The sequence below is a fragment of the Rubripirellula lacrimiformis genome (genome assembly GCF_007741535.1).
Lineage (GTDB): Bacteria > Planctomycetota > Planctomycetia > Pirellulales > Pirellulaceae > Rubripirellula > Rubripirellula lacrimiformis.
Window position 1 is genome coordinate 3,251,536 of the sequence record NZ_CP036525.1, and the last position, 24,543, is coordinate 3,276,078.

At 57.4% G+C, this 24,543-nt stretch carries 14 protein-coding genes; 7 read left to right on the forward strand and 7 right to left on the reverse strand.

Translation table 11 applies throughout. The features are described 5' to 3' along the window. Positions 1-132: 132 nt before the first annotated feature. Both K227x_RS11560 and lhgO read right to left on the reverse strand, forming a co-directional pair. Positions 133-978 carry a PA4780 family RIO1-like protein kinase gene (locus K227x_RS11560; RefSeq protein WP_145169636.1) on the reverse strand — a complete coding sequence of 282 codons (846 nt, stop codon included), beginning with the start codon at positions 976-978 and terminating at the stop codon, positions 133-135. A 238-nt stretch (positions 979-1,216) separates the two neighbouring features. Beyond that, positions 1,217-2,413, reverse strand: coding sequence for an L-2-hydroxyglutarate oxidase (gene lhgO, locus K227x_RS11565; RefSeq protein ID WP_261343433.1), 1,197 nt, complete (start codon positions 2,411-2,413; stop codon positions 1,217-1,219). 400 nt (positions 2,414-2,813) lie between these two features. Between lhgO and K227x_RS11570 the strand changes: the two genes are divergently transcribed. Both K227x_RS11570 and K227x_RS11575 read left to right on the forward strand, forming a co-directional pair. After that, a complete protein-coding gene (locus K227x_RS11570; RefSeq protein WP_145169637.1) occupies positions 2,814-4,217 on the forward strand; it encodes a hypothetical protein in 1,404 nt (467 codons plus the stop codon). A gap of 63 nt (positions 4,218-4,280) precedes the next feature. Further along, complete coding sequence (locus K227x_RS11575; RefSeq protein ID WP_145169638.1) at positions 4,281-7,010, forward strand: BatD family protein; 2,730 nt, start codon at positions 4,281-4,283, stop codon at positions 7,008-7,010. A 670-nt stretch (positions 7,011-7,680) separates the two neighbouring features. Here the strand turns inward: K227x_RS11575 and fusA are convergent. Then, a complete protein-coding gene (fusA, locus tag K227x_RS11580) occupies positions 7,681-9,768 on the reverse strand; it encodes an elongation factor G (RefSeq protein ID WP_145169639.1) in 2,088 nt (695 codons plus the stop codon). 560 nt (positions 9,769-10,328) lie between these two features. On the opposite strand from fusA, the gene rpsR reads away from it, so the two are divergent. The 5 genes from rpsR (at position 10,329) to K227x_RS31395 (ending at position 15,232) form a co-directional block, all read left to right on the forward strand. Next, positions 10,329-10,607: a 30S ribosomal protein S18 gene (gene rpsR / locus K227x_RS31135; protein ID WP_246146742.1), complete on the forward strand. Its 279-nt coding sequence runs from the start codon at positions 10,329-10,331 to the stop codon at positions 10,605-10,607. Positions 10,608-10,681: 74 nt separating this feature from the next. Then, positions 10,682-11,176, forward strand: coding sequence for an acyl-CoA thioesterase (locus K227x_RS11590; protein ID WP_246146743.1), 495 nt, complete (start codon positions 10,682-10,684; stop codon positions 11,174-11,176). A 131-nt stretch (positions 11,177-11,307) separates the two neighbouring features. Then, on the forward strand, positions 11,308-13,173 hold the full coding sequence (locus tag K227x_RS11595) for an ABC transporter permease (RefSeq protein ID WP_246146744.1): 1,866 nt from the start codon (positions 11,308-11,310) through the stop codon (positions 13,171-13,173). 76 nt (positions 13,174-13,249) lie between these two features. After that, a complete protein-coding gene (locus tag K227x_RS11600; RefSeq protein WP_145169640.1) occupies positions 13,250-15,067 on the forward strand; it encodes an ATP-binding cassette domain-containing protein in 1,818 nt (605 codons plus the stop codon). A gap of 30 nt (positions 15,068-15,097) precedes the next feature. Continuing rightward, the gene (locus tag K227x_RS31395; RefSeq protein WP_261343434.1) at positions 15,098-15,232 is read left to right on the forward strand and encodes a hypothetical protein; all 135 of its coding nucleotides are present in this window, start codon (positions 15,098-15,100) and stop codon (positions 15,230-15,232) included. A 465-nt stretch (positions 15,233-15,697) separates the two neighbouring features. Here K227x_RS31395 and K227x_RS11605 read toward each other — a convergent pair whose 3' ends face one another. The 4 genes from K227x_RS11605 to K227x_RS11620 are packed head-to-tail and all read right to left on the reverse strand — an operon-like array spanning position 15,698 to position 24,416. Continuing rightward, positions 15,698-17,158 (reverse strand): neutral/alkaline non-lysosomal ceramidase N-terminal domain-containing protein, encoded by a 1,461-nt coding sequence (locus tag K227x_RS11605; RefSeq protein WP_145169641.1) that lies wholly within the window; start codon positions 17,156-17,158, stop codon positions 15,698-15,700. Then, on the reverse strand, positions 17,155-20,487 hold the full coding sequence (locus K227x_RS11610) for a DUF6797 domain-containing protein (protein ID WP_145169642.1): 3,333 nt from the start codon (positions 20,485-20,487) through the stop codon (positions 17,155-17,157). Before K227x_RS11610 ends, K227x_RS11605 begins: the two co-directional genes overlap by 4 nt. A 6-nt stretch (positions 20,488-20,493) precedes the next feature. Beyond that, entirely contained in the window at positions 20,494-22,971 is a 2,478-nt protein-coding gene (locus K227x_RS11615; protein ID WP_145169643.1) for a PVC-type heme-binding CxxCH protein, read from the reverse strand. After that, entirely contained in the window at positions 22,968-24,416 is a 1,449-nt protein-coding gene (locus tag K227x_RS11620) for a hypothetical protein (protein WP_246146745.1), read from the reverse strand. Before K227x_RS11620 ends, K227x_RS11615 begins: the two co-directional genes overlap by 4 nt. Positions 24,417-24,543: the final 127 nt, after the last annotated feature.

Below are 24,543 nucleotides of genomic sequence, written 5' to 3' on the forward strand. Positions count from 1 at the left end.
GTTTTATCGGTACGGAATCCGTCGCGACGAGTGGTTTGGCAAATGCTGAACCGCTCGCTTGCGTTTACCGATGGTGCTTTGGCACGTCATCGATTTGGCGGGACGCAAAGCGGAGGACTTTGATGGGCTGGATTAGCCGTTTTCGGATCGGTCCTGTCGATCCATTTCTTCTTCGTACGCCAGGTCGATCATGTGCAGCACGGAATCGACGTCGGCGGACTCGGTCGAAAATTTGAACTTGCCGGTCAGTTTCAGATCGGGATCCAGTTCGCTCTTTTCGTGCAGTTCCCACATCTCTTCGGCGTAGTGAGAATCCGCTAGTTCCGGTGCATACTGTGCGTAGTACTGCGTGATGTTTCGAACATCACGCTGCAGCATCGTCTTCGCATTGTTGTTTCCGGATGCGTTGACGACTTGTGGGAAGTCGATGATGACAGGTCCCGATGCATCCTGAAGAACATTGAATTCCGATAGGTCGCCGTGCACCAGTCCAGCGCATAGCATGCGCAGCACATAGGTCATGACGGTGGCGTGATCTCTGACCGCTTGTTCGGCCGACATCGAGATGTCGTTCAACCGCGGTGCTACGCCGCCTTCGCCGTCAGTGATCAGTTCCATCAACAGCACGCCATCGAAGAAACCGTATGCCTTGGGAACTCGGACACCGGCAGTGGCCAGTTTGTAAAGCGCGTCCACTTCGGCCCGTTGCCAAACGACTTCCTGTTGGTCGCGTCCGAATTTCGAACGCTTTTCGATCGCCCTTTGTCGGCGGCTGTTCCGGATTTTCCGGCCTTCCTGGTACTGAACGGCATTCTTGAAACTGCGTTTGGCTACATCCTTGTAGACCTTGGCGCAGCGAGTCTCGTCGCCGCAGAGGACAAGAAAAACCTGAGCCTCTTTGCCGCTCATCAGTGAGCCCAGGACTTTGTCGACGAGCCCGTCTTCGATCAGGGGTTGGATACGCTTAGGGACTTTCAAGATGCTACCGATGGGGAAAGCGTGGGAGCTTCCGCAGGGAAGGGATTGGTCAATGGCCAGGAGACAGCGTCCCGGATGCAACGCAGTGTCCCTGAATTAACACTGCATTCCGAGCGTAAGGTAGCACGACGTCTCAATTGTCGCAAAGAGGCTGTCAGGCGGGCCCTGGAACCGTCGATCCCGCCGAGATCGCCAATCGGTCGTTGGCTTGCTTTGCCACAGGGGGGGCGGTCCGGTTTTAGCCTGCGAATCGATCGATAATGTGGTCTGCGATCGCGATCGATGCGGTGGCAGCCGGCGATGGTGCGTTAAGGACATGGATCGCATGATCACTTTCCTCGATCAAAAAATCATCGATCAATTGCCCGTCGGGCGAAACCGCCTGTGCCCGCACACCCGAACGGCCCGGTTTCAGGTCGCTGGGCCGGATCGAGGGGATCAGGCGTCGCAGGGCGGCAACGAAGGCAGCTTTACTGGCCGAACGATGCATTTCGCCCAGTCCCATCCGCCAATGTCGCTTTGCCAGCGATCGGAAACCCCGGAACGCGATGCTGTCGATCATGTCGCCTAGATGGACGTCTCGCCATCGATACCCTGACCGCGACAAGGCAAGCACCGCGTTGGGGCCGCACTCGACACCCCCATCGATCATCCGCGTGAAATGAACCCCTAAAAAGGGGAACGATGGATCGGGGACTGGATAGATCAGATTGCGGCAAAGCGATTCACGGCCGGCGACCAGATCATAGTATTCACCTCGAAATGGCACGATTCGCACCGTCCGCGTACCGCCAGCCATTTCGAATATTCGGTCACTTCGTAGGCCGCCACAGTTGATCATCCGGGCGGCTTGGACGGTATCGCCCGAACGCGATTTCAGCGTCAGCGATTGCCCGACACGTATGATCTGCTGGACCGAGAAACCGACGCGCAACTCGCCTCCCGATCGGCAAATCACATCACGCATGACTTGGCAGACTTTGCCATAGTTCACGATGCCGGTTCCGGGCACGTGCAGCGCCGCTAGGCCCGCCACATTCGGTTCCATCAACCGCAGGTCATCGGTATCGATCCGTTGGTGGGGAACCTTGTTCTGGACGCCTCGCTGGGCGATCGAATCCAAACGATTCAGTTCGTTTGGAGTGGTTGCGACGATGACCTTGCCGCAGCGGTCCCACGCGATTTGGTGCTGATCGCAGAACGATTCCATCGCGGCTTTGCCGATCAAACACATCCGTGCCTTTTCGGAATCGGGGCGGTAATAAATGCCCGAATGCAACACACCCGAATTGTGACCACTTTGATGTTGGCCCACGTCCTGTTCGGCCTCGACGACCAGCACGCGCTGATCCGAAAACCTTTGGCACAGCCTCATCGCCGTGGCCAGTCCGACAATCCCACCGCCGATGATGATAATGTCGTGGTGCTGGGGCACGAGGAATCAGTCCTTGGGATCATGAACGTGAAAGCCACGATGATCGTCAGACAGGTTCGTCAATGCAACCCAGCGTTGGATTCATGGTTGGTCTGGCACCTGCACCGGGAATTCGCCAAAATTGACTCTCGCCGCGTGCCCACCGATCGTGTATCCGGTGGGGGACCAGCGTTTTGACGGATGGAGTAAAATCCATGTATCTGCGTCCCCCTGGGGCGAGGCCAGTGCACGCTCGGGGGTGGTGGGACGTGATCCAATCGCCCCGTATCCACCGGTCAGCGGTTAGCGGTCAGCGGTTAGCGGTCACCGGTCACCGGTTAGCGGCCAGCGGTCGGGCGACCTCGGCTTGCGGCAATCCCCGCGTCCGGTGGCGATAGAACACGGCGGACCGGTTTTGTGAATGAATTCGAAAAGGTACTCGATGGGCTGGATGACGATGCGTTGGATCATTGGGTTGGCGGTTTGCTTGGCCGCGAGTGCGCCGACAAACGCCGAATCGGATTCCGTGCTTGCGCCGCAAAGCGGTGCCCAACCAACTTCGCTTCGGCAGGCTCAGCAGCAGCTCGAACAGGGGCATTTGGATCTGGCTGCGGAGAACTTTGCGTCCATCGCCCAGTCAGCCACTCCGGGCTCGGTTGCCTTTGACGTCGCCACCTACAACCAGGCGATCGCACTGTACGGTTTGAATCGGTACGCCGAGGCGGCCGAGAAATTCCAGGCGGCGTCGGCATCGGACGATACGTCCATCGCTTCCCGAGCACGTTACAACCTTGGCAATGCGATCTACCGCCAGGCGATCGCAATCGTGCAGGACGAGCAATCCGGTCAAACTGACGCGGCGATCCAGCTGCTTCGGGCCGCGGTGGGGCATTATCGCAGCGGGCTACGACTGGATCCATCCGATGAAGATGCCCGCGCTAATATAGAAGCAGCGGTGCGACTGATCCAGCGTCTCGAGGACAGCGATCCACCGGATTCAACCGATCCAGAAAACCCCGAAAATCAACCGGAAGACGAAAATCAACCGGAAGACGAGAATCAGCCGGAAGACGAGAATCAGCCGGAAGACGACCAGGAGAAGGCCGAACAAGATCCACCGTCCCCATCCGATGAATCGCAGGCCGATGATTCAAAGCCAGATGATTCGCAGCAGGCCTCCGGCGATGCTTCGACAAAATCGAAACCGCCCGAAGATGCGGGTTCCGAATCTGAAAAATCAAGTGACTCGGGGCAGTCGCCTGAACGGTCCACCAGTGGTAGTTCGTCCGAGGGCGATTCGTCGTCGCCATCGAACGATTCAGCAGAAGAATCAGCCGACGATTCATCGATGGGCGAACAGTCCTCGGGAGCACCAGACGATTCAGACGCTCAGCCGAATCAGTCCCAAGGAGACCAAGCACAGGGAGACCAAGCACGGGGAGACCAACCACAGGAGCAGTCGTCGCCTGATGGTGAAGGTCAGCCAGCCGCCGATGCGGCGAGCCAAGCCGATCCTTCGGAACAAGCGGACCCCACCGATCCCACCTCGCCGTCGGGCACCGATCAGGCGTCGGACGAAGAGAAGTCCGGGGAAGATGGCAGTCGAGGCGATTTGACGGCTGCGAATGCGGATCCGAGCGATGGTGGACAGGCATCGGGTGCACAGGATGCCGGCCAAATTGTCGAGGCGCCTGTGACCGGCGATATGACGCCGCAGGAAGCACAGAAAATGCTGCAAGCGATTCGCGACCGCGACATGCTAAGGCGGTTCCAGCGGCGGGAAGCGATGCGTCAGCGCCGAGTCATTGTCGACCGTGATTGGTAAATATCAGTACATCTGGATCTTGTGTGACCATCGAAGTTGTTGTTGGCAAGGAGCGGTAGCGTGATGCGGACGTGGTTAAGCGTTGTACTTTGGATTGGACTGGTCGGATCCGCCTGCGCAAACGCGGCGGAAGTTGCGATCGCGATTTCGTCCCCGCAGACCTATGTCGGTAAGTCGGTAACGTTGCAGATCGCTGTCGACGGCAATCTGAAAAGCGAACCGGAGATTCCCGATGTCGATGGATTGTTGATCGAGCCCGCTGGGCAGTCGTCTTCGAGACGACAGATGATCGGCAGCGACGGACGAGTCCGTCTGCACAATTCGTTGGTGTTGCAATACAGCGTCACACCGCAGCGAGAGGGGGAGTTTGTGATCCCGCCGATCAAGATCCATACAGAAGGTTCGCGGACGATCACCAAGGCGGTGCGATTGGGGGCCACGAAGAGCGAAACTGGCGATCTGATGTACGTCGCAATTCGTGGCGGCAAGGACCGTGTTTTCGTTGGTCAGTCGGTCGATCTGACTCTGCAGATTTGGGTTCGACCCTATCAAAACGAAGACTACGGAGTCGAACTAAGCGAGGGTCAGACCTGGGGCCTGATTTCTCGCAGAACCCGTTGGGGGCAGTTCGGAGATGTGTTGCAGGACCTGGCCAAGCAGAGGCGGCGACCCGGCCATGGTCGTGAAGTCTATCGCAAGGATGCCGACGGGCTGGATCGCAAGTATTGGTTGTACGAGATCAGTGCAACCGTCTATCCGACCCATACCGGACGTATCGATGCGGACGACATCCGCATCGAAATGGATTACCCGACAAAGATCGGACGTCAACGCGATCCGTTCGAAGACTTTTTTGGCGATTCGGGATCGCCCCTGGGTGGTTCCATGTTCGGTGGAATGATTCCGACGGATTCGTTGTTTCGATCTCGCTCTGGTTTAGCTGTTACCGAAACTCGCCCGATCGCGGCGGAAGCCGTCGTGGATCCGATCGATGTGGTTGCCATTCCTCAGGATGGTCGCCCCGCGAGCTACCGTGGCGCCGTTGGCCGGTACACAATCGACGTCGAAGCAAGCCCACGGGATGCAAACGTCGGTGACCCGATCACGTTGACGATCAACGTCCGCGGCACCGGTCCCCTGGATTTGGTCCGGGCACCAGACTTGGCATCCCAGTCGCAGCTTGTCGATGGCTTCAAAGTGGCGGACGACGACCTGGCTGGTTACGTCGATGGCAACCAAAAGACTTTTCAAACCACCATTCGGGCTCGGCGGGAGGGACCGCAACAAATTCCCCCGATCGAGTTCAGTTACTTTGACCCCGATGCCGAAAAGTTTGTCACCGTGGCGTCGGATCCCATTTCGGTCGACATCCAACCAGGCGACTTGCTGAAGCTGGACTCGATCGTCGCTGACCGAAAGGCTGCGCCGATTGCCGATGCCACGGAACCGTTCCGGTGGGATTCATTCGCAGGGACAACGGTGAGTGACCGGGGCTTTTCGGCCGATGAACTGATGTTCCAACGCGGCAACCACCAACCATTGGGGATGCGATCGATGCTGTGGCTAGGCCTAGCACCGATGCTATGGGTTTTGGCTTGGGGATTCGCATCACGCCGGTGGTTGTTCGGATGGCGTTCATCGAAGCGTCGATTTCATCAAGCGATTGATTCCGCACAGACCGCCAACGAGGTTGCGGCGGCGTTGGCTGTCTATCTTGCCGGTCGGTTGAAGCTAGATGGTGATCATGGTTTGGATGACAGAGTGGTGGGGACGCTGCGTCGGGACGGGCAGAGCGAACTGGCGATCAGGACCGAACGAGTGATGTCGATGGGCCGCAGCGAAGGTGCTGTGATCGCCGATCCCACAGGCGATGCGGGTTTGCAGTCGATGAAAGACGAGGCCCGCAAGATCGCGGCAGCGGTGAGCACGAAAACTGGATCGCGGCCGCTACGCACGGGGCAGCTTCGTACCACCGCCGTACTGGGCGTCGTCTTCGCGGGTAGCCACCTCTTTTCGTCCGCGGCGGCGGCTCAGGACCAGTCGTCGCTGTTGAGCGATCAACAGCAAATCGCGATCGCACGGGAAGCGGTCGATTTGTATCAACAGGCGATCCAGGATCCGGGCACCAGCGATTCGATGCAGCAATTCGAGTTGGCGGCAGAGCGATACAAATCGTTGGCCGAAGGCGGCTTGGTGAACGACCGGCTGTACTTCAACTGGGGCTTAGCGGCCCAGAAATCGGGGCGCGTCGGTGAAGCCATCGCCGCCTATCGCAAGGCGCTGCGGATCAATCCCGAAAACGTGCGTTACCACGACCATCTGGCCCAAGCCGAGAGCGACGCCGGTGTCGATCACAATCCGACCGTATCGGCCTGGTTTGCTTGGGCAAACGACCGCCTGTTGCGAGTGGTCCGACCTGCGGCGATGCGAGTCATCGGGCTGGTCGGATGGTGGGTGTGTTGGGTGGCATTGGCGGCGTCGGTGTTGATTCGAACTCCCGTGCGGCGTGCTTGTCGAATCGTCGCGGTCATCGCTGTCTTGGTTGCCGCGCCGGCGGCGGTTTCGTATTGGTCACGCGTACTGCCTTTGGCACGTGACGGTTCGGCCGTGATCGTTCATTCCCCGCTACAGATTCACGAAGGGGACGGGAAAGAGTTTCCGGTTCAGGACGAGCTGATCGACCGCAATGGAGAATTGGTGCGTGTGGTGGAGCAGCGGAAAGGTTGGGTCAAGATTCGTCGCCGCCAAGGATCCGAAGGTTGGGTGCCGGACTCGCAGTTGACGGTGATCTGAATCGCTGGCTTGAAAGGGTGTGCAGGCCGTCTGTCCGGGAACGGAAAGCGGCCTCGGACGCTAGCGAACCTTCGTAGGGGAAGTCGTCAACGGTTTGTCAACTGAGTCGAACTTTCAGCGGCAATGGTGATCCGCATTGGCCGTGATGCCACGGGCATTGGGGGGCCGGCCGCTCACGGGATCACGGCTCGCTCAATCGACACCCCCTCAACGGTTTGTCGATTCAAGCCAGTTGCAAATCTTAGTGCTAGCGTTAGGACGCAAGCCTTCCGGTCTTTGCCGACATTTCACCGAACGGATCGCGCCGTTTCTTTTTTTCCCCTCACTCTAACTCTCCCCCGCAAACCGCTGCGCGGCGGGGGCGAGATGACTTGAATCGCGACACTGATGGATCGCTCGTTGCTAAAAAGGAAGTCGCCGTTCGGGCGATAGCGGCCTGCTGATTCAATCGTTTTCCTGAACTTAGCGTGCAGATCCTAGCCCGAAGCGTGAGCGAGGGATCAACGGCTCACTGAATCGACACGACGTCTAGACTTTCGGTGATCCCAGCCTTTCGTTCAGGCGCAAGCGGCTTGCCGATTGGAGGCTTCTGTTTCCGTAACGCGCAAAAAAAAACGGCAACGTGCTAGAAGCACGTCGCCGTTTTGTGATTCGATTCAAATCGGTTCGCTTACTTGGATGCGACCAAGTCAGCTTTCTTCTTGGCTTCGATGATGTCTTCTTGGATGTTCGATGGGACTTGGCGATAGGTCGCCAGTTCCATGGTGAACGTTCCCTGACCTTGGGTCATGCTTCGCAGGTCGGTGGCGTAGCCGAAGGTTTCGCCCAATGGGACTTCAGCCTTGATGACACAGTTGCCTTCGATCACGTCGGTGCTGGTCATCAATCCACGACGCTTGATCACGTCGCCAACGACGGGGCCCTGGAATACTTCCGGGCACTCGATTTCGACGTTCATGATCGGTTCGAGCAGTTTCGGTGCAGCCTGCTTGAAGTATTCGCGGAAGCAACCTTGGGCAGCGGTATAGAAAGCCTTTTCCGACGAGTCAACTTCGTGGAAGCTACCGTCTTCGAGGTCGATCCGAGTTCCCACCACGGGGTATTCAGCGACAGGGCCCTTTCCAAGGCTATCGCGGAATCCCTTTTCGATCGCTGGGATGTACTGCTTTGGAATGCGTCCACCGGTGACGTGATCTTCGAATTCGAAGCTGTCTTCGCTGTCCGATTCGATCGGCATCAGTTTGCCCTTGATGTGTGCAAACTGTCCCGAACCACCCGATTGCTTCTTGTGCTTGTAATCGAACGAAACTTCCTTGGTCGGGCTTTCGCGGTAGCTGACCTTGGGGGCACCCACTTCGATGTCGACGCCGTATTCGCGACGGATCCGTTCGACATAGACGTCGAGGTGCAGTTCGCCCATTCCGCTGATCAGGATTTCCTTGGTTTCTTCGTCGGTGAAGACGCGGAACGTAGGGTCTTCCTTGCGGAAACGTTGCAGGGCCTTGCCCATCTTGTCGCTGTCGCTGCGGTTCTTCGGGTTGACCGAAACCTTGATCACAGCGTCCGGGATGAACATCGATTCCAGGGTACAGAAGTCACGCTCGGAAGCGTACGTGTCACCACTGGCCGAATCGATCCCCATGACGGCGACGATATCGCCGGCGGAGGCCGAGTCGATTTCTTCTCGCTTTTCACTGTGCATGCGGACGATGCGGCTGAATCGTTCGGTGCGTCCGGTACGTTGGTTGACGTATCCGTCGCCTTTTTTGATCGTGCCTTGGTAGATACGCATGAAGGTCAACTGGCCGAAGGGATCTTCGACGATCTTGAATGCCATGCCAACGAAAGGACGGGTGCTGTCGGGCAGCAGTTCGATTCGCCGTTCTTCGTCCGAAGGGTCACGACCTTTGATTTCGCGATCCAACGGGCTGGGCAGGTAACGGGTGACGGCATCCAGCAAAGGTTGAACGCCTTTGTTCTTGAACGCGGTTCCCATGTAGACCGGGGTTGCACCAGCGTTGACGGCATCACGGGTGACCTTGTAGATCAGTTCCTTGGTGATTTCGTCTTCGCTAAGCAGCTTTTCCATCAGCTCGTCGCTGTACATCGACAGGGCTTCGAGCATTTCGCCGCGTTTTTCTTCGGCTTCGTCTTGCAGGTCGGCCGGGATCGGCACGGTCTTCACGATTTCGCCTTCATTGCCTTCGTGCAGATAGGCGACCATTTCGATCAGGTCGACCACGCCACGGAAGTTGTCTTCGGCGCCGATTGGAATTTGCATCATGAACGCGTCGGCGTTCAGCTTGTCGCGCAGTTGTTGCACAACGCGGTAAGGGTTGGCACCGGTACGGTCCATCTTGTTGATGAACGCCAGACGTGGAATTTGGTACCGCTTCATTTGGCGGTCGACCGTGATCGATTGGCTTTGCACGCCACCGACGCTGCACAGGACCAGCACGGCTGCGTCCAGAACGCGAAGCGACCGTTCCACTTCGACGGTAAAGTCAACGTGTCCGGGCGTGTCGATCAAGTTGATCTTGTAGTCTTTCCATTCCACCGACGTGGCGGCACTGGTGATCGTGATCCCACGCTCTTTTTCAAGCTCCATGTGATCCATCGTCGCGCCGTCACCGCCACCTTTGACCTCTTCGATCTTGTGGATCCGGCCTGTGTAGAACAGGATTCGCTCGCTGAGGGTCGTTTTCCCCGAGTCAATGTGAGCGCTGATCCCGATGTTTCTTGTTTTCGCCAGACTCATAACTTTTCACCTAAACGTGCGTGCGAGTCACCGAGGTCCTTGGGGATACGGACAACATTGCCGCATCTGAAATTTGGAATGCCCAAGACCGTGGCTTTCGCACGCTCAGTTTTCTTAAAATTGCGTCGCCAAATTCAGCATGACCGGCATTCACCGGTCAGCATCAGGCTGTCGCTTGTACGGAACGTGTGTCGAACAGGGTGTCGTTTCGGACACGGCGGAGCTGCGTCGCGTTCGCCGATCGGATCGCCTTCTGTGGCATTCTGCCAGGACAGAGGGATTTTGGGAACGCCACCGAAGTGCGGGCGCACCCTGACCGGCGACCTGGAATTTCACCAATTATCGAAACGATTGGGAAATATGGCAAAGCTTGTGCGCCAGCGGAAGGGCAAATCTTGGTCCAAATATCCCCTTGCGACAAACTTTTTCACAGGACATACTTTTCGGATCGGTTCAGCCAGCACTGGTTGCCGATAGGTGAGTCGGTGGCCCTGGAATGTAACGTTCCTTGGATGACCGCCGGCCAATGTCCGTTCACCCCCCCTGTTAAGAAGTACTTGATGGCTCCACGCCCGATGAGCACGCGTAGTCGTGCCCGCAAACGTAGTCGCGTCCGATCGCGAACCAAAAAGAAAGATCCGATCTTCGTCGATGGCCACCGCCCGCGGCCGATGTACGTGGATTACAAGGACATCGACCTGCTAAAGAAGATGATCAATCGCCAAGGTCGCATCGTCGGCCGTCGCAAGAGCGGTTGTACGGCTGCCAGCCAGCACGCGGTCAGCGCTGCTGTCAAACGCGCCCGTTTCATGGCTCTGTTGCCGTACGTCGGCGAGTAGACCGTCGGATGCGTGATGGCGGTGTTTTCCTAGCTTGGACGATCTAAATCGCCATCCCTTTTAGCGTCGATTCTGTGTTTAGTACCCAACGCCGCGTCGAGTTTCGTGATACCGACGCGGCCGGAATCGTTCACTTTTCGGCGTTTTTCCCAATGATGGAATCCGCCGAGCATGAAATGCTGCGGTCTTTGGGCATTTCTGTGCTGCCAAAGCCGGTCGATGGCCAACATCCGATCAGCTGGCCTCGTGTGGCCGCCAATTGCAATTATTTGTCGGCGGCCCGCTTCGAGGATGTGCTGCGAATTGACGTCCACGTGGCGAAGATCGGTTCCAGCAGCGTTCGCTACGAATTTCGCTTCTTGCGAGATCCGGTGCCGGAATTGGCCGACCGCCCCAATGTCGCTGGATCGCCGGATCGCCATCAGGATAGCGCTGGATCAGCACCCAGCGACGGTGTTTTGATTGCCGAGGGCAGTATCACGGTCGTCTGCTGTCTGATGACGCCCGATGGGCTCTCGAAAACCCAGATCCCGGCGAACCTGCGAGAGTTGTTCCAAAAGCATCAATGATGGCAAACCTTTTTGGGTTCTGATGCGTAACAGGCTCATCGAACCTTCCCGACCCACGGTCGGTGGCGCCGATCATTTGTCTTGAAACGCTTTTCCCCCCCTGTTGCTTAAGAAACGGTCGGTGGCTCGAAATGAAGTCCTGCCTCGCTGAATGGATGTCTGGAACGAACGGATTGATTGGCGGCTGGGCCGTCTCGGATATCACGACGCCGGGAGTCTCTGACGCCCATTTGTCGAATTTCGGGATGATCGATGCAGCGTCGTCCTTGGCCGGTTCGAGCCTCTTTCTGGCTCAAGGTGCCAACTGGGTCCCCGCCTGGCTGACGCCGCTTTATCTAATCGCCGTCGGTCTGTTGTTGGGCGTGGTCGTGGCTGCTGTGGTCTACGGACTGCTATCGCTATTGTCATTCGTCCCGGTGCTGGGGCGATTGGCGGATACACCCAAAATCGCGATCACGGCATCCTTGGTCATCGGTGGAATCATCGGGGCCGCGTTGTGCATGGTGTATGTGCCCATGGTGGGTGGGGATGATTTTGCCTATGCGTTGATCATGCCGCTGATGACCATCGGGCTGCTGCTGGGGTTCGGGTTCATCTACGGGATGTGGCATCGAACGCGATCGGAATGGTTCGAGATTCTGGGCGAAGGGGTCGTGCCGTACCTATTAAGTGTGGCCGGTTTGTTCATCGTGATTGGTTTGGCGTCGACGCCACTGGTCGTCGAACCGATGAACTTTGTCCGGTCGATTCCGGCGGTCAACTTCTTTGGTGATGGGACGACTGAATTATCGGTCACCGTGCCGGGCGTGGGAGATGGGGACGCGGATGAATCGCCGTTCCATCCGGCCAACGTCAACTACAATCTTCGCAATATGTCGGTGTTGAAAATCCGCAGCGACAAAACGGTCTTGTTGGCCGACTCCGGCGATACCTCATCGTTTTCCAGCGTCCCGTACCGGGTCAACGCTGACGATGAGTTGGTGTTTCGGTCCGCCGAACGCGAAACGCCACCGGTTCCCGTAGACGCGACGCGGCTGCACATTCAGAACCGTGAAATCAATCCAGCGACCGTTGTCTTTACGATCACCAGTCTGCCACCGATTCCGCAGGCGTCGTCGATCGTCATGTTGGCGGTGTCGTTCTTTTTGTCGATGACGGCGATCATGGCGTTCCGCCAGGCGGCGCCTCGCGTTTGGGCGTTGGCTCTGTCGACTGCCAAAAACGAGATGGCTCAACCGCTGTATCTGCTCCTGTTGGCGCTGGGCATGTTCGGTGTGGTGTTCTTTGGATTCTATCCATTCAACACGCTGGGTGACGACATTCGATTGCTGAAGGATAGCGGTGTCACGCTGATCATGGTGATGGGCATGTTGCAGGCCGTTTGGAGTGCAGGGACAACCGTCAGCGACGAAATCGAAGGGCGTACCGCCCTGACCGTGCTCAGCAAGCCTGTCAGCCGTCGATCGTTCATCCTGGGCAAATACGCCGGGATCATGCTGTCCGTGTTGGTGCTGTTTGTGATCATCGGCGCGGTGTTGCTGATCGTGATCAGCTACAAGCCAATCTACGATGCTCGCGAAACATCGCGTGCCGCCACGACTTGGCAAGTCGGTCACGAAGAAATCATGACGACGATCCCGATCCTGGGACTGTACTTCATGGAAACGATGGCGATCGGTGCGATTTCGGTGGCTCTGGCCACTCGTCTGCCGCTGCTGGCGAACTTCATCACCTGTTTCGTGATCTACGTGATCGGCAACCTGACCTCGCCCTTGGTCGCTTCGACGGAGGGGAACAACGAATTGGTTGGCTTTGTGGGCAAATTGATAGCGGTGGTGGTGCCCAACCTGAACATCTTTAACGTCCAATCCGCGGTGGATGCTGGAAATCCGATTCCGCTGATCTACTTAGCGGGTGCATTCAACTATCTTGTATGTTTCGCAATCGCGATATGGATGCTCGCGATGTTGCTTTTCGAGGACCGCGACTTGGCCTGATCGGTTTGCCGATTTTGACCAACGCTGAACCGAACGATTTCAGATTCCCAAAACCCACAGCCGGGAGCCGAAGAGGTTGAGCCGATTCAGCACGCTATCGCAGCCAAGAAGTGAACCACAAGCCCGCGGCGCCGTTTTAGCCTACCTATGGGCGGCGTTGGCTGGATTGTTGGTTCCGGTGTTAGTCATCTTGGTGGGCGTGATCGCGTTGCTGTTGAATTCCAACGGGCTAAGCGGTACCGAAGTTCGTTTGGGAGCCTTCCTGCGGATCCCGATCAGCAACACGCTGACCGAGTTGGCCCCGCTGACTCAATTGACCTGGTTGGTCGGGCTGACGTTCATGGTCGCTACGATCTTTTCGGTATCGGTCTGGCTCCATCGCCGGGCCGCCGATGCCCGCGCCTGTCGAATCGTTAAATCTTTGCACCAACGGGTGCTTCGTCAGAGTCTTCGACGCGCCGAACTGGAAGGCGCCGCGGCGCAGCATGTCCGCGCGGAATTGTTGATCGGCAAACAGTTGCCGCTGGTTCAGAAGGGACTATCGCTGTGGTACCGCGCGGTTCCTCGCAGCCTGTTGACTCTGGTCGGATGTGTCGCCGTCGCGTTGATGATCAATGTTTGGTTAGCACTCTTGGCGGTGGTCAGTGGCGTTTTGCTGTGGCAATTGTCGCGTCGATTGCGACGTAACGATGAATCGGAATTGAACCACTGGGAAGTCCCGCGTTCGCGACGACGGATGGCGGAACTGGTGGGGCAGGCGCCTTTGCTGGCTCGACTGCATTCCCAGGGTTTGGCGGACCACGCGTTTCAGGCAGAATTGGAATCCTTGTATCGCCGGATTTACGACGAAGATGCGCGGCTGGGCCGAATTTGGCCGATCCTGTTCTTTGCATTGTCCGCGGCCGTTGCGGTGATGTTGCTAGGGCTGGGGGTGAACCTGTTTGGCGTCGACAACGGTCTTAGCCTTCCCGCCGCGCTGGCGATCGGCTTGGCGCTGGGCGGCGCCATCGCAGCAGCGGGGCGATTGATAGGGTTGGCTGCCCAGTTAAGCGATAGCGGCGAAGCCAGTGACGCGGTCTACCAGTACTTGCACCGCAGTAGCGAGATCGCACCAAGCGAACAACGCGTTGGCCTGGCTGGGCTACGCGACGGCGTTGAAATCCGCGACGTGACGCTGGGGGATTCCAACGGCAACCCGATCCTAAGCCACCTCAGTCTAAGCCTGAAACCGAAGTCCTTTGTCGCGATTCTGGGCACCGACCCGGTTCCGACGCGAGCACTGACAGAACTGTTGATGGGATTCGGAACGCCCAGCGAAGGCCGCGTCGCCTTGGACGGCATCCAATTGCGTGACGTGCACCCACAGGCATTGGCCCGGCACGTGATGTGGATCGAACCGGATGGTCCGGTTTGGGAAGGGACCATCATGGAAAACATGCGTGGGGACGACGAATCGATCAACAACAGCGATCTTGTGGCGGCGCTAGAAGAAGTGGATGTGTACGAGCGGTTGCAGCGGATGCCCGACGGGCTCAGCACGATCATCACGCCTGGCGATTCTTCGTTGACGGTCGAAACGACTTATGCCATGGGGGTTGCCCGAGCGCTGCTACACAAGCCACCGATCGTCCTGGCCAGCGAACCGCCACCGCCCGCCGAACACCTGACCAATGATCCTTGCTTGGCAGCGCTGCGAAAGCTCAGTGAGAATGGTTCGCTTGTTGTCGTCCTACCACGACGCCTGCAAACGCTTCGCTCGGCTGACCGAGTGGTCCTGTTGAACGGCCCGCGTTTGGTCGGTGAAGGAAAGCATGCCGAGTTGCTAGCCGACAGCGATCTGTATCGCCACCTGAATTACCTGCTGTTCAATCCCTATCGCCACTCCAAGGTCTAGGGCCGAGTAAGCTTTTCTCGGCCGAAGGGAATGAGCTTCGCTGCAAACGTCGTAGCGGAAGTCGTCAAGACTTTCGTAAGTCATGCCGATTCCGAAACTCTTGACGAGTTCCGTTACCTGAACACGAAGCTGCCATGGCACCGTGGCAAGGTGCAAGCGTCGTAGCGGAAGTCGTCAAGACTTTCGTAAGTCACTTCGATTCCGAAACTCTTGGCGAGTTCCGCTACCTGAAAACTAAGCTGCAACGGCACCGTGGCAAGGTACAAGCATCGTAGCGGAAGTCGTCAAGACTTTCGTAATTCACGCCGATTCCGAAACTCTTGACGAATTCCGCTACCCGAACACGAAGCTCCCACGGCACCGTGGCAAGGTGCAAGCATCGTAGCGGAAGTCGTCAAGACTTTCGTAAGTCACTTCGAATCCGAAACTCTTGACGAGTTCCGCTACCTGAACACGAAGCTTGCATGGAATCCTACGACGTTGCTGAAACTAGACCGCGAAATCTGCCGGGGCAATTTCTTCGCTGCGGCTTCAATCTCCCGGGCTGCCAACGAGTGGATCGCATTGGTCCACTCGCTGGCGTCATCCGGTTTTCGTCATCCGGTCTCTCTTCGAAGACCGGCGAACCGCTTAGTTCTTTGTCGTCGGCTGCTCTAGCAGTTTCAGCAACGATGCGATGATCTTATCGGACGCTTTCAATTCGACGCTGTTGGTGCCCAACCACGTTTCGTAGCCGCCAAGTCGATGTTGATACGGGGTCGGCAGGTAACCGAACGATCCGTTTGCTAGTTCGATGGTGAAAGTTTCCCCTGTTGGGCTGCGGTCTTTCAGTTCCAATCCGATCTCTGCGAACGCTTCGAACGGGATCGCTGAGATCCCAAGGTCGCCGATCCGAAACGCCTGCAAGGGGACTTCGATTTGCTTCGGCGATTCCAAGATGTTGGCGATACGCCCGGCGTAAATTTGTTCCTTCTTACGCGGGCCGTCGGACTTGGTGTCCTTGGCTTCCATGTAAGGTTTCAGGTGTTCCAGCATCTCGGGGGTCGGCTGTCGCACTTTCAGTGGAAGATTAGTCGAAGCCGCGGCCAGGGGCACCCAATCATGGAACGTTAGATCGTTGTGTGCTTCGGCGACACGGCTGGCAACCTTTTCAGCAACCTCCGCCATTTTTTCATAGCTCTTGTACTTCTTGGGGTTCTTGTCTGCATAGTTATTGTTGTTGATGTCGCCACTGGTGCCATTGCTCAGGATGCCGACAAAGGGTGGCGTTTGTTCGCTGGCGTTCAGTTTCTTTTCAATCTTGTTTGCAAAGTAACCGAAGTAATCCGCGGAAATGTCACCGTTGGGGACACCGCCGACGTAGTGCAACGAATAGTTGGCCAACAACGCGATCGGACGTCCATCGGTGCTTTGGACCGAGATGAAACAGATTTCGGGGTCGGTTGGACCAGCCGGACGATCCAACGCCTCGTGACCACGCGGTGGGTTCATGCGCACTTGGTCGACTCCGCCAAGCGGATTGTTCAGCAGGGCGACGTTGTTGACGTGCCAGCGGCGATTGAAGACTTCCGAAGGTTCTTCAGTCCGTCCCCAACCGATTCGGGCTGGTTCCATGTTCGCGATCGCGCGACGAACACCATCGGAAATTCGATGTGCCACGAACTTCTGGTAGTCATTGAGTTCTTTCGTACGGATTGTCTTCGACGATCCGCGTGCCGACGTGGCCGAGTGGGTGTGCGTGGACGCCATCAGCACGTGGCTGGCCGGCATGCCCGTTGCAGCGAGCACTTGTTCCTTGGCCGCATCGAATACTTCGGCGGGGATGCCGACGTTGTCACAGATCACAAATGCTAGCCGGTCTTGTCCATTATCCAGGACAAGGCAGCGGGCATGCAGTTCGTCGTGAACGTTCGTCGCAGGGATCGGTTCCCAGTTACCAACAATCGAATCGCCCAAGGGCGGCGTAATGTTGCTGGTCGACGCACCAGCCAGGAAGACCTTGTCGGACTCATCTGCATGAGTGAATCGGCTAGGCAGGATCAGAAACGCGGCAACGGCCACGGCTGAAAATACAAACGTGCTTGGCTTCATTGGGGGGCCTTGGAGGTGGCGGGGGATGGAGAGGGAGTTGTGTCTGTGGCGCTAGCGCCCGGGATGGCATGGATGGTCCAGTAGATTTCTTCGTCGAAAGAATCGCCGCGCGCGTCTTCAATGCTGACAAGCAATCGAAGTTGATCGACCGGTCGAATGTCGGGAATGTTCAGTCGAACCTGCTTTCCATCCGCCGAAAGCTGGACGGAATGGATCTCAAGCTGCTGCGTCCCAGGCTGATCGGTACGCGGATCGTACTGGTCCGAACCGTAGTTTTTGCTCCATTTGTAGTTCCACTGCAGCCCGCTGAACGCATCCGCGGTCGTTTCGCAGTTGTCCGAAACTTGGAAGTTGAAATCCAGTTCGATGCCATCGGCGGTAACGCGTGCGTCGGTGATCATTCGCGGTGGGACGCCAGTGTAACGAACTCGCTGGATTCCTCCGTCGGCAAGCCCCGCACGCCCGCCACCGTTCCAACCCTGCAGACCAGCGGCGTAGACCTGGCCGTCATGCGGATTGACGTTGCCACGCATGATCCCGGTGACGAAATCCAACGGCAATTTGATGATCGCTGCCTGCGAAGTTTCGCCCACGTCTTGGATCATCAGATAGGACATCCATCCCTTTCCAAAACTGGTGTGCAACAGATGGTTGGCAAGCGGTCCGAAACGCGGATCATCGACCCAGATTTCACCGCCGGATGAATTGTCAAACTCTTGCGGCATCCACACCAACGGTTGATCAAAACTCTTTGGTGGAACCACGGCGTCGATATCTATTTTGCCGCCATCGGGTGCCCAATACGGTGCCTTGTTGTAGGTCGGAACCCAACCGAAAAATGCACCCTTGCGAACCAGGTTGATCTTCGATGCTGGCATCCACTGGCCCTGGTTGTCGCTGACTGTCAGTCGGCCGCCGGGCATGCTGCCCATGCCGTTGGGAGACCGGAAGCCCGTGCTGACGACTTCGCGTTGACTGCCATCGGGCGAAATTTTCCAAACCGCGCCCGGCAGCGAAAAGTCCGCACCATGGCCGCTCTTGGCGTAATAGAAATTGCCCTCGTCATCGACCTGCAAATCAAAGTTGAAGGCGTGGAAATTGGTCGATACGTCGGTGTCAGCGCTGAAACTGTTGTAAAAGTCCGCCTCGCCATTTCCGTTGACGTCACGCAGTCGCACCAGACGGTCTTTGCAGGTGACGAACACGTCCTCGCCCACGACTTTGACACCCATGGGCTCGTAAAGTCCAGCGGCAAAGCGTTTCCAGCGAAGGTCCAGCAGTGTTTCGTCGATGCCCGAAACAATCCAAATGTCGCCACCGTGAGTCGACACGGCCATCCGCCCATCGCTAAAGAAATCAATCCCAGAGGTTCGGAACCAGGTGTTCGATGGCGTGCTGTCGGGAAGCGATAGCGTGTCCAACGCATAGCCGGATTTTTCAAGTCCTAGATAACCGACGGTATGAATCGTTTCGGGCCACCGCAGCGGCCCACCTTCAGTCATTGACTTTAGATCAGGAACCAGCTCTGTCGGTTTGATTTCGGCAAAGGCCGGCGAGGCGACCGATGGCGACGGATTCGCGCTGACCGTGATACGCACTTGCCTAGGCTGGTCGTCCGGTGCAATGGACAGCACCAAACGTGACTGTTCGTCTTGTTCCCAACGAATGCCGCCGATGTCGCCATCCATTCGGACTAACATCGACGAACCATCCGCTGCGGATGCCGCAATTCGAACCGTGTCCGATGTGCCCGGTTCCTGTTTGAACTTGGCTGACTTGGGAGATGAACCCACGCACAACACCAAGGGGCCACCGGGTTCGATGGCCATGTCATGAATCAACGTACCGGGATCCGGGGAACCGAGACGTTCTAAGATTTCGCGACCGTCAATCGAATAGCTCAGCACGACGTCGCTACCGTGCAAATAGTGGCCGTGATACTGCATCCATTTCGCTGGCAGTGGCCCGCGTGGCAGCAGTCCCTCTTGTGAATAATCGATGGTGGGCGTGCCGCCATCGGCATGTCCCCAACGCCATCCGGACAGCGATTCGATGGATTCGCCCGCCGGATTCGCGGTGCCTTCGCCGCGCGGCAGCGAATGCTGGGTTTGGCTAAGGTCTAGAAAATCACCCGACCAAACCTCCGCTACATCCATTGTGTGCAGATCGACCGCAGCGGTGGTTTCGCCCAAGCGGATATTCAGAACGCTTGCGTAGTCACGTCGCAATTGGGATGCAACGGCCGGACCAAAATCACGTTCGACCAACTCGACTTCGGTCCCATCCTTGGTGCCTTCGGGAAGCGATGCCAAGTAATCCTTGTCGACCGTGAAAAAGTCGTCGTTGCGATCCTTCATGAAGGCCTCGCGAATGTAGTGAACCACCTGATAGCGTTGTTTGGGCGACAGGTACGACATCGGCGCCATCAATCCATTGCCCTTGGTCAATGTCATGAACATGCGATAGGGATCTGATCCGAACTTCAGCTTTTGGGTCCCGAATGCACGCGCGGTTGCCAGCGATGGTGTGTTCCCATCGTTGCCGTGGCAATTGGAACAATCACCATGGAAAAGCAGTTTCCCGGCATCGAAGTCGTTGCTTCTTAACCCTTGCAATATGCCCGCATGGTCGAGGTCCAACGAGTCGTCTTTGACCGCTAGATCATCTGCGGACGGACGCAATTGATTGGCGGTGGCGATCCCGCCATCGGCGACTTCCATGACGTAGCGGACTAGGTCAAGAAACTCTCGCTGCGATTTCAGTGATGCAACGATCCCGTCGGGCATCATCGAAGTCGAGTTCTTTTTCATCACTTCGATATCATCGCGGTCGACAATGAAATCTTTGTTCAAATCCTGTGCCAGCCGTAGCGTCACGGATTCATCCGATTGGTCGGCAAGCATTCCCGTGTGGACATTGCCATCGACCGTGATCAATGAATACGTTTCAAAACCCTTGCGAATATGCAGCGATGGTTTCAGCAACGCGTCGACCCAGTGTGCGTCGGTGGCGGCCGGCCCAAGTGCGGCCAGGTTGGGGCCCAGCGGAGACACCTCGTCGCCGCTGCTGTGGCATCCCACGCAGTTTGCAGACGACTTAAAGAACACAACCGCGCCCCGTTTTGCGTCTCCTCGCCGCCTCGCGTCGGCGGCAAGGTCCGCAGGGGCAGAACTTTCTAACTGGGCCAACAACGACGGTGGGTGTCGCAGCGTTTCGGCACCGGCGGTACCGGTCAGGATCGCGGTATACGCGGCAACCAAAACACAGAGTATCGATAGCCGAATGGGACCAGTCATCAAACGGATTTTGCCAAAGGAGTCAAAGGGCATGAAGGTTCAGCTCGCGTTCATTAAATATTGGATCAAGTCAGCCATCGCTTGACCGTCCAGCTTTTCTTCAAAGCCCTCTGGCATGATCGATAGGCCCGTCGATCGCATTTGGTCGATGTCGATCTTCAAGACCGTTTGTGCTTTCCCGTCGCTGCCGCGAAGCGTCACACTGTTGCGATTTTCGTCGACCAGCATTCCCGAGAACACCTGGCCTTGGTTGGTCAGCACGACAAAACCGAGATACTGCGGATTGACTTCGCGGTTGGGGGCCAAGATCCCGGTCAACAGAGTTTCTGCGCCGCGGGTCTGGACGGCAACCAGGTTAGGACCGACCGCATTGCCCACGCCTTCGACGATGTGGCACGCGCTGCAGTGCTGTTTGAACAGTTCCTTCCCACGGTTCGTGTCGGCTGCCATCTGCAGCACCGGGCGGTATTTGCGAATCCATTCGGTTCGCTTTTCTTTTTGCTGTTCCGTTTGGGCGGTGGCCGGTCCAGCATCGGTGGATCGATCCGCGGTCGGTGCATTTTGATCGGTCGTTGCATGCGGCGATCGACTGCGTGCATCGATCTGTTCTTTCAACGATTTCAGGAAGACCTGTGCATTGGGGCCTTCGAATCGATCGCTGTTTTGCAGTTTCGTTCGCAGCGCGTCGGCATCCGCCCCGATCGCGATTGCCACAGCAAAGCGAATATCGGGCGAATCAAGATCGTGTTGAATCATCGACGCTAGCGTGTCGACTTTCCGTGGACCGGAAAATTCGGACATCGTGAACGCCAACTGATATCGCACTTCGATCGATTCGTCATCGCTAAGTGCAAACAATGCATCCGTGATCGGACTGGATACCTTGCTAGGGTCTGCGATCACCGAACGAGCCAGGCGAACGGCGTGGCGTCGCACCTGCGGATGATCATCACCCAGAGCGATCAACAAGTCCGCTTCGCTCAGCGAATCCAATCCGTCAAGCGCGTACATCGCATGCATCCGCCCCAACGGATCGGGGCAGGTTTCCGCCAGCGCCCGTATCGCAGCAGTGGCATCCAAATCACGCCGCTGGTAGATCAGTCGGGCGGCTGTCTCGCGGTGCCAAGCGTTGGGGCTGGCCAGGTTCTGTACCAGTACATCGGTGGGCTGGTTCTGTAGCCAAGTCACCTGTTTCGGATCGGAATCGATGGCAGATATTCGATAGATTCGACCGCGGTCGCGTCCGGCCGTCAGATCCAAGTGCTTTTTGATTTCCGGTGGCAACGACTTGGGGTGTTCAATCACCTCGCGATAGACGTCAATCACATGCAAGGTTCCATCCGGTGCGTTGGCGAACTGTGCCGGTCGAAACCAAATGTCGCTGGATGTTACAAATTCACTTTCTTGGTCGATCCGTTTACCGATAAAACGGATGCCATCGGGATGCAGGCGTTTGCGGTGAATCAGGTTGCCGCCGACGTCGCCGACCACGGCCAACCCTTTCCACTGGTTTGGCCAGGCATCACCGCGGTAGATGGTGACACCGGTCGCACCGGTGAAATATCCTGCGGCTCGTCCGCCGCCTTCGATCGGCCCCGACGCTTTGCCGGACACACGCAGTTGAGTGCGCAAAATTCGCCACGGTTCGACAGGGCTGTCGCGGTACACTTCTGCTTGCGGGCCATCCGCAGCGATCGAGATTCGTGCCGGTGGCGTGATCACATAGGGATTGCCGGCAATGTCTTGTTCGTCGTACAGGACCTGTTGCAGGTGATCGCTGTTGCTGGAAACGAATTTGCGTCCCCAATCGTCAAATGACATGCCGTGCTGCGCGGCGCCGCTGGTGGGTTCGAACTGAAACGTGCGTGGGTTCAGGGCAAGGTCACGTCCGCGGATGCTGACCGTCGACGAATTCGGATCGCTGTAGGCGGGGCGAATGTCGCCACCAGTACTGCTGCAGGCAATGTGAATGCGGTTATCGAGTCCCCATCGGAACGAATTCATCAGTCCCTGAACATTCGATGTACCGAACCCCGTCAGTACCCGCTGCTTTTGGTCGGCAACACCGTCGCCGTCGGTGTCTTTCATGTACCACAGGTCGGGGGCATCACCGATGAATAGTCCGCCGTCATAGGGGAACAGCCCCGTTGGCCACGCCAAACCGTCCGCAAAGATGGTGCGTGCATCGTAGACGCCATCACCGTCGGTGTCTCGCAGCCGAGTGATTCGCGACACCCCATCATCGCGATCTTCGCTGTATCCGCGCATCTCGCAAACAAACATCGCTCCGGACGCGTCCCATTCGATCGCGACAGGGCTATTGACCAACGGCTCGGAAGCGACCAAGTCGACCCGGAATCCGTCGGCAACACGCAGCTTTTCGATGGAATCGGCGGCGGCGGTCGGCGCGATTCGAGGCAGTTGGTCCGCGTACTGCGGATCATCCGCGATCGCGGCACTGCAGCCCATCGACCACAAGCTTGCCATCAGGCATGTACGTAGGCGGCGAATGATCATTCTTTCGGCTCCGGTGCATCCAGAAGGACTCGCATGCCGTCCATCAGGACCTGTTCGGTTTCGGGAGCCACGTTGGAAGCCTTTTGGCTGGTTTCATAGCCACCCTGCCCGTAGGCAGCTTCGGTGCCGATGTATCCCGGGCCGTAATCGCCGTAGGCCGCCATGGCGACATGCAGATCAGGACGCATGGCTTTGGCCGCCAACTGGTACTCGACGAACAGTTCACCGGGCATGTGCAACACTCGGACTTTACCAACCGACAGGCAGCTTAGCGGAATTTGGTAACCACTTTCGCAGCGAAGCAACCACGCCAATTCGTCCGGTGCGCCAAAGTATTCATTCGTGCCCCACTGACTTAGTTGCTCTGTCAGCGTTTCGCGATTCAGATGAACCGCGGGTGGCAGCGCAACTTTGCATTCGGACCACGAAACGTCGTTCGGGCCAATCGGGAAACGTTCACAGTTTGCCAGTGCCGAGGTCATCGCATCGGCGATTCGGTTCGCTAGGACCATGCGGTTCCCGTGCGAACCGTCGTTGTACTTACCGGCGCCAATATTGCCGCCGGCGCCGTTGAAATGGACATGCAGTGCGGTCGGCACGCTTTGCCCCATCATGAATCGGGCGATGCCCGGAAAGTCTGGGCTAGGAATCCCAGTGCGATAGTAGCTTTGGGGATGGCAGGCGTAATAGGTCAAGACCGCCATCGGTTTATCTTGGTTCCAAAACGATAGCGAAGTTAACTGACGGTCGATGGTGCCTTCGGGAAGAGCTCGCAGCTTTGCATCACGCGTCGCTGTGTAACGGGTCGCCACCACCTTTCCGGTTTCGTCTTGGATTCTGCGGTTGGATGCCACTTTTTCGACGTCGGCTGTACCGATCCCAGCGTGGGTGATCGGCGTCGCATTGGGCACTGCGTCACGGATGGCGGTCGTCAATCGGTCGATCACCCGGCGTGCAAAAGCGCCGTCATGGGCGCCTAGGTCAGCGGACCCGACCTGGTTCAACAACGATTCGGCACCAAAGTCGCATCGTGGTGCATCATGTTGATGCAAGGTGTGGACGACGACGCGTGATGGATCGGTTCCTGCGGCGGTCGCGATCCGTTGGCGAAATACATCTTGGCTTTGGTTCCCGATGCCAATCCAATCGACGGCGCACATGACAATCGGTTTGCCGGATCCCATCAACACGATGCCGCGACAGCGAAGGCCCAGTTCGTCGACACGGCGGACTGGATCGTATGCCATTGCAAAACCAATATCCGGCGTCGCATCCACATCAAATGTTGCCAAGGATAGCTGTGCCCGTTCGCTCGCTTGATTCTCGGGCGATTCGTCGCTGTACCCGGTCGCGGGTACGATGCACAAACTGAACGTCACGGCCATCACGGCAATCAAACGCACTGGCTTGATTGCACGCGGGCGCATATTGGGATCCAATCGCATGGGGAATCTTGTGTCGAAGGTGGGTGGATGCTCGATCGCGGACCGATGGTGCGCAGCTTCAAGCGGTGGGAATGGAAAAGTGTAAACCCTAGAGACCGGCGACACAAACTTTTGCGTCACCGGAGGG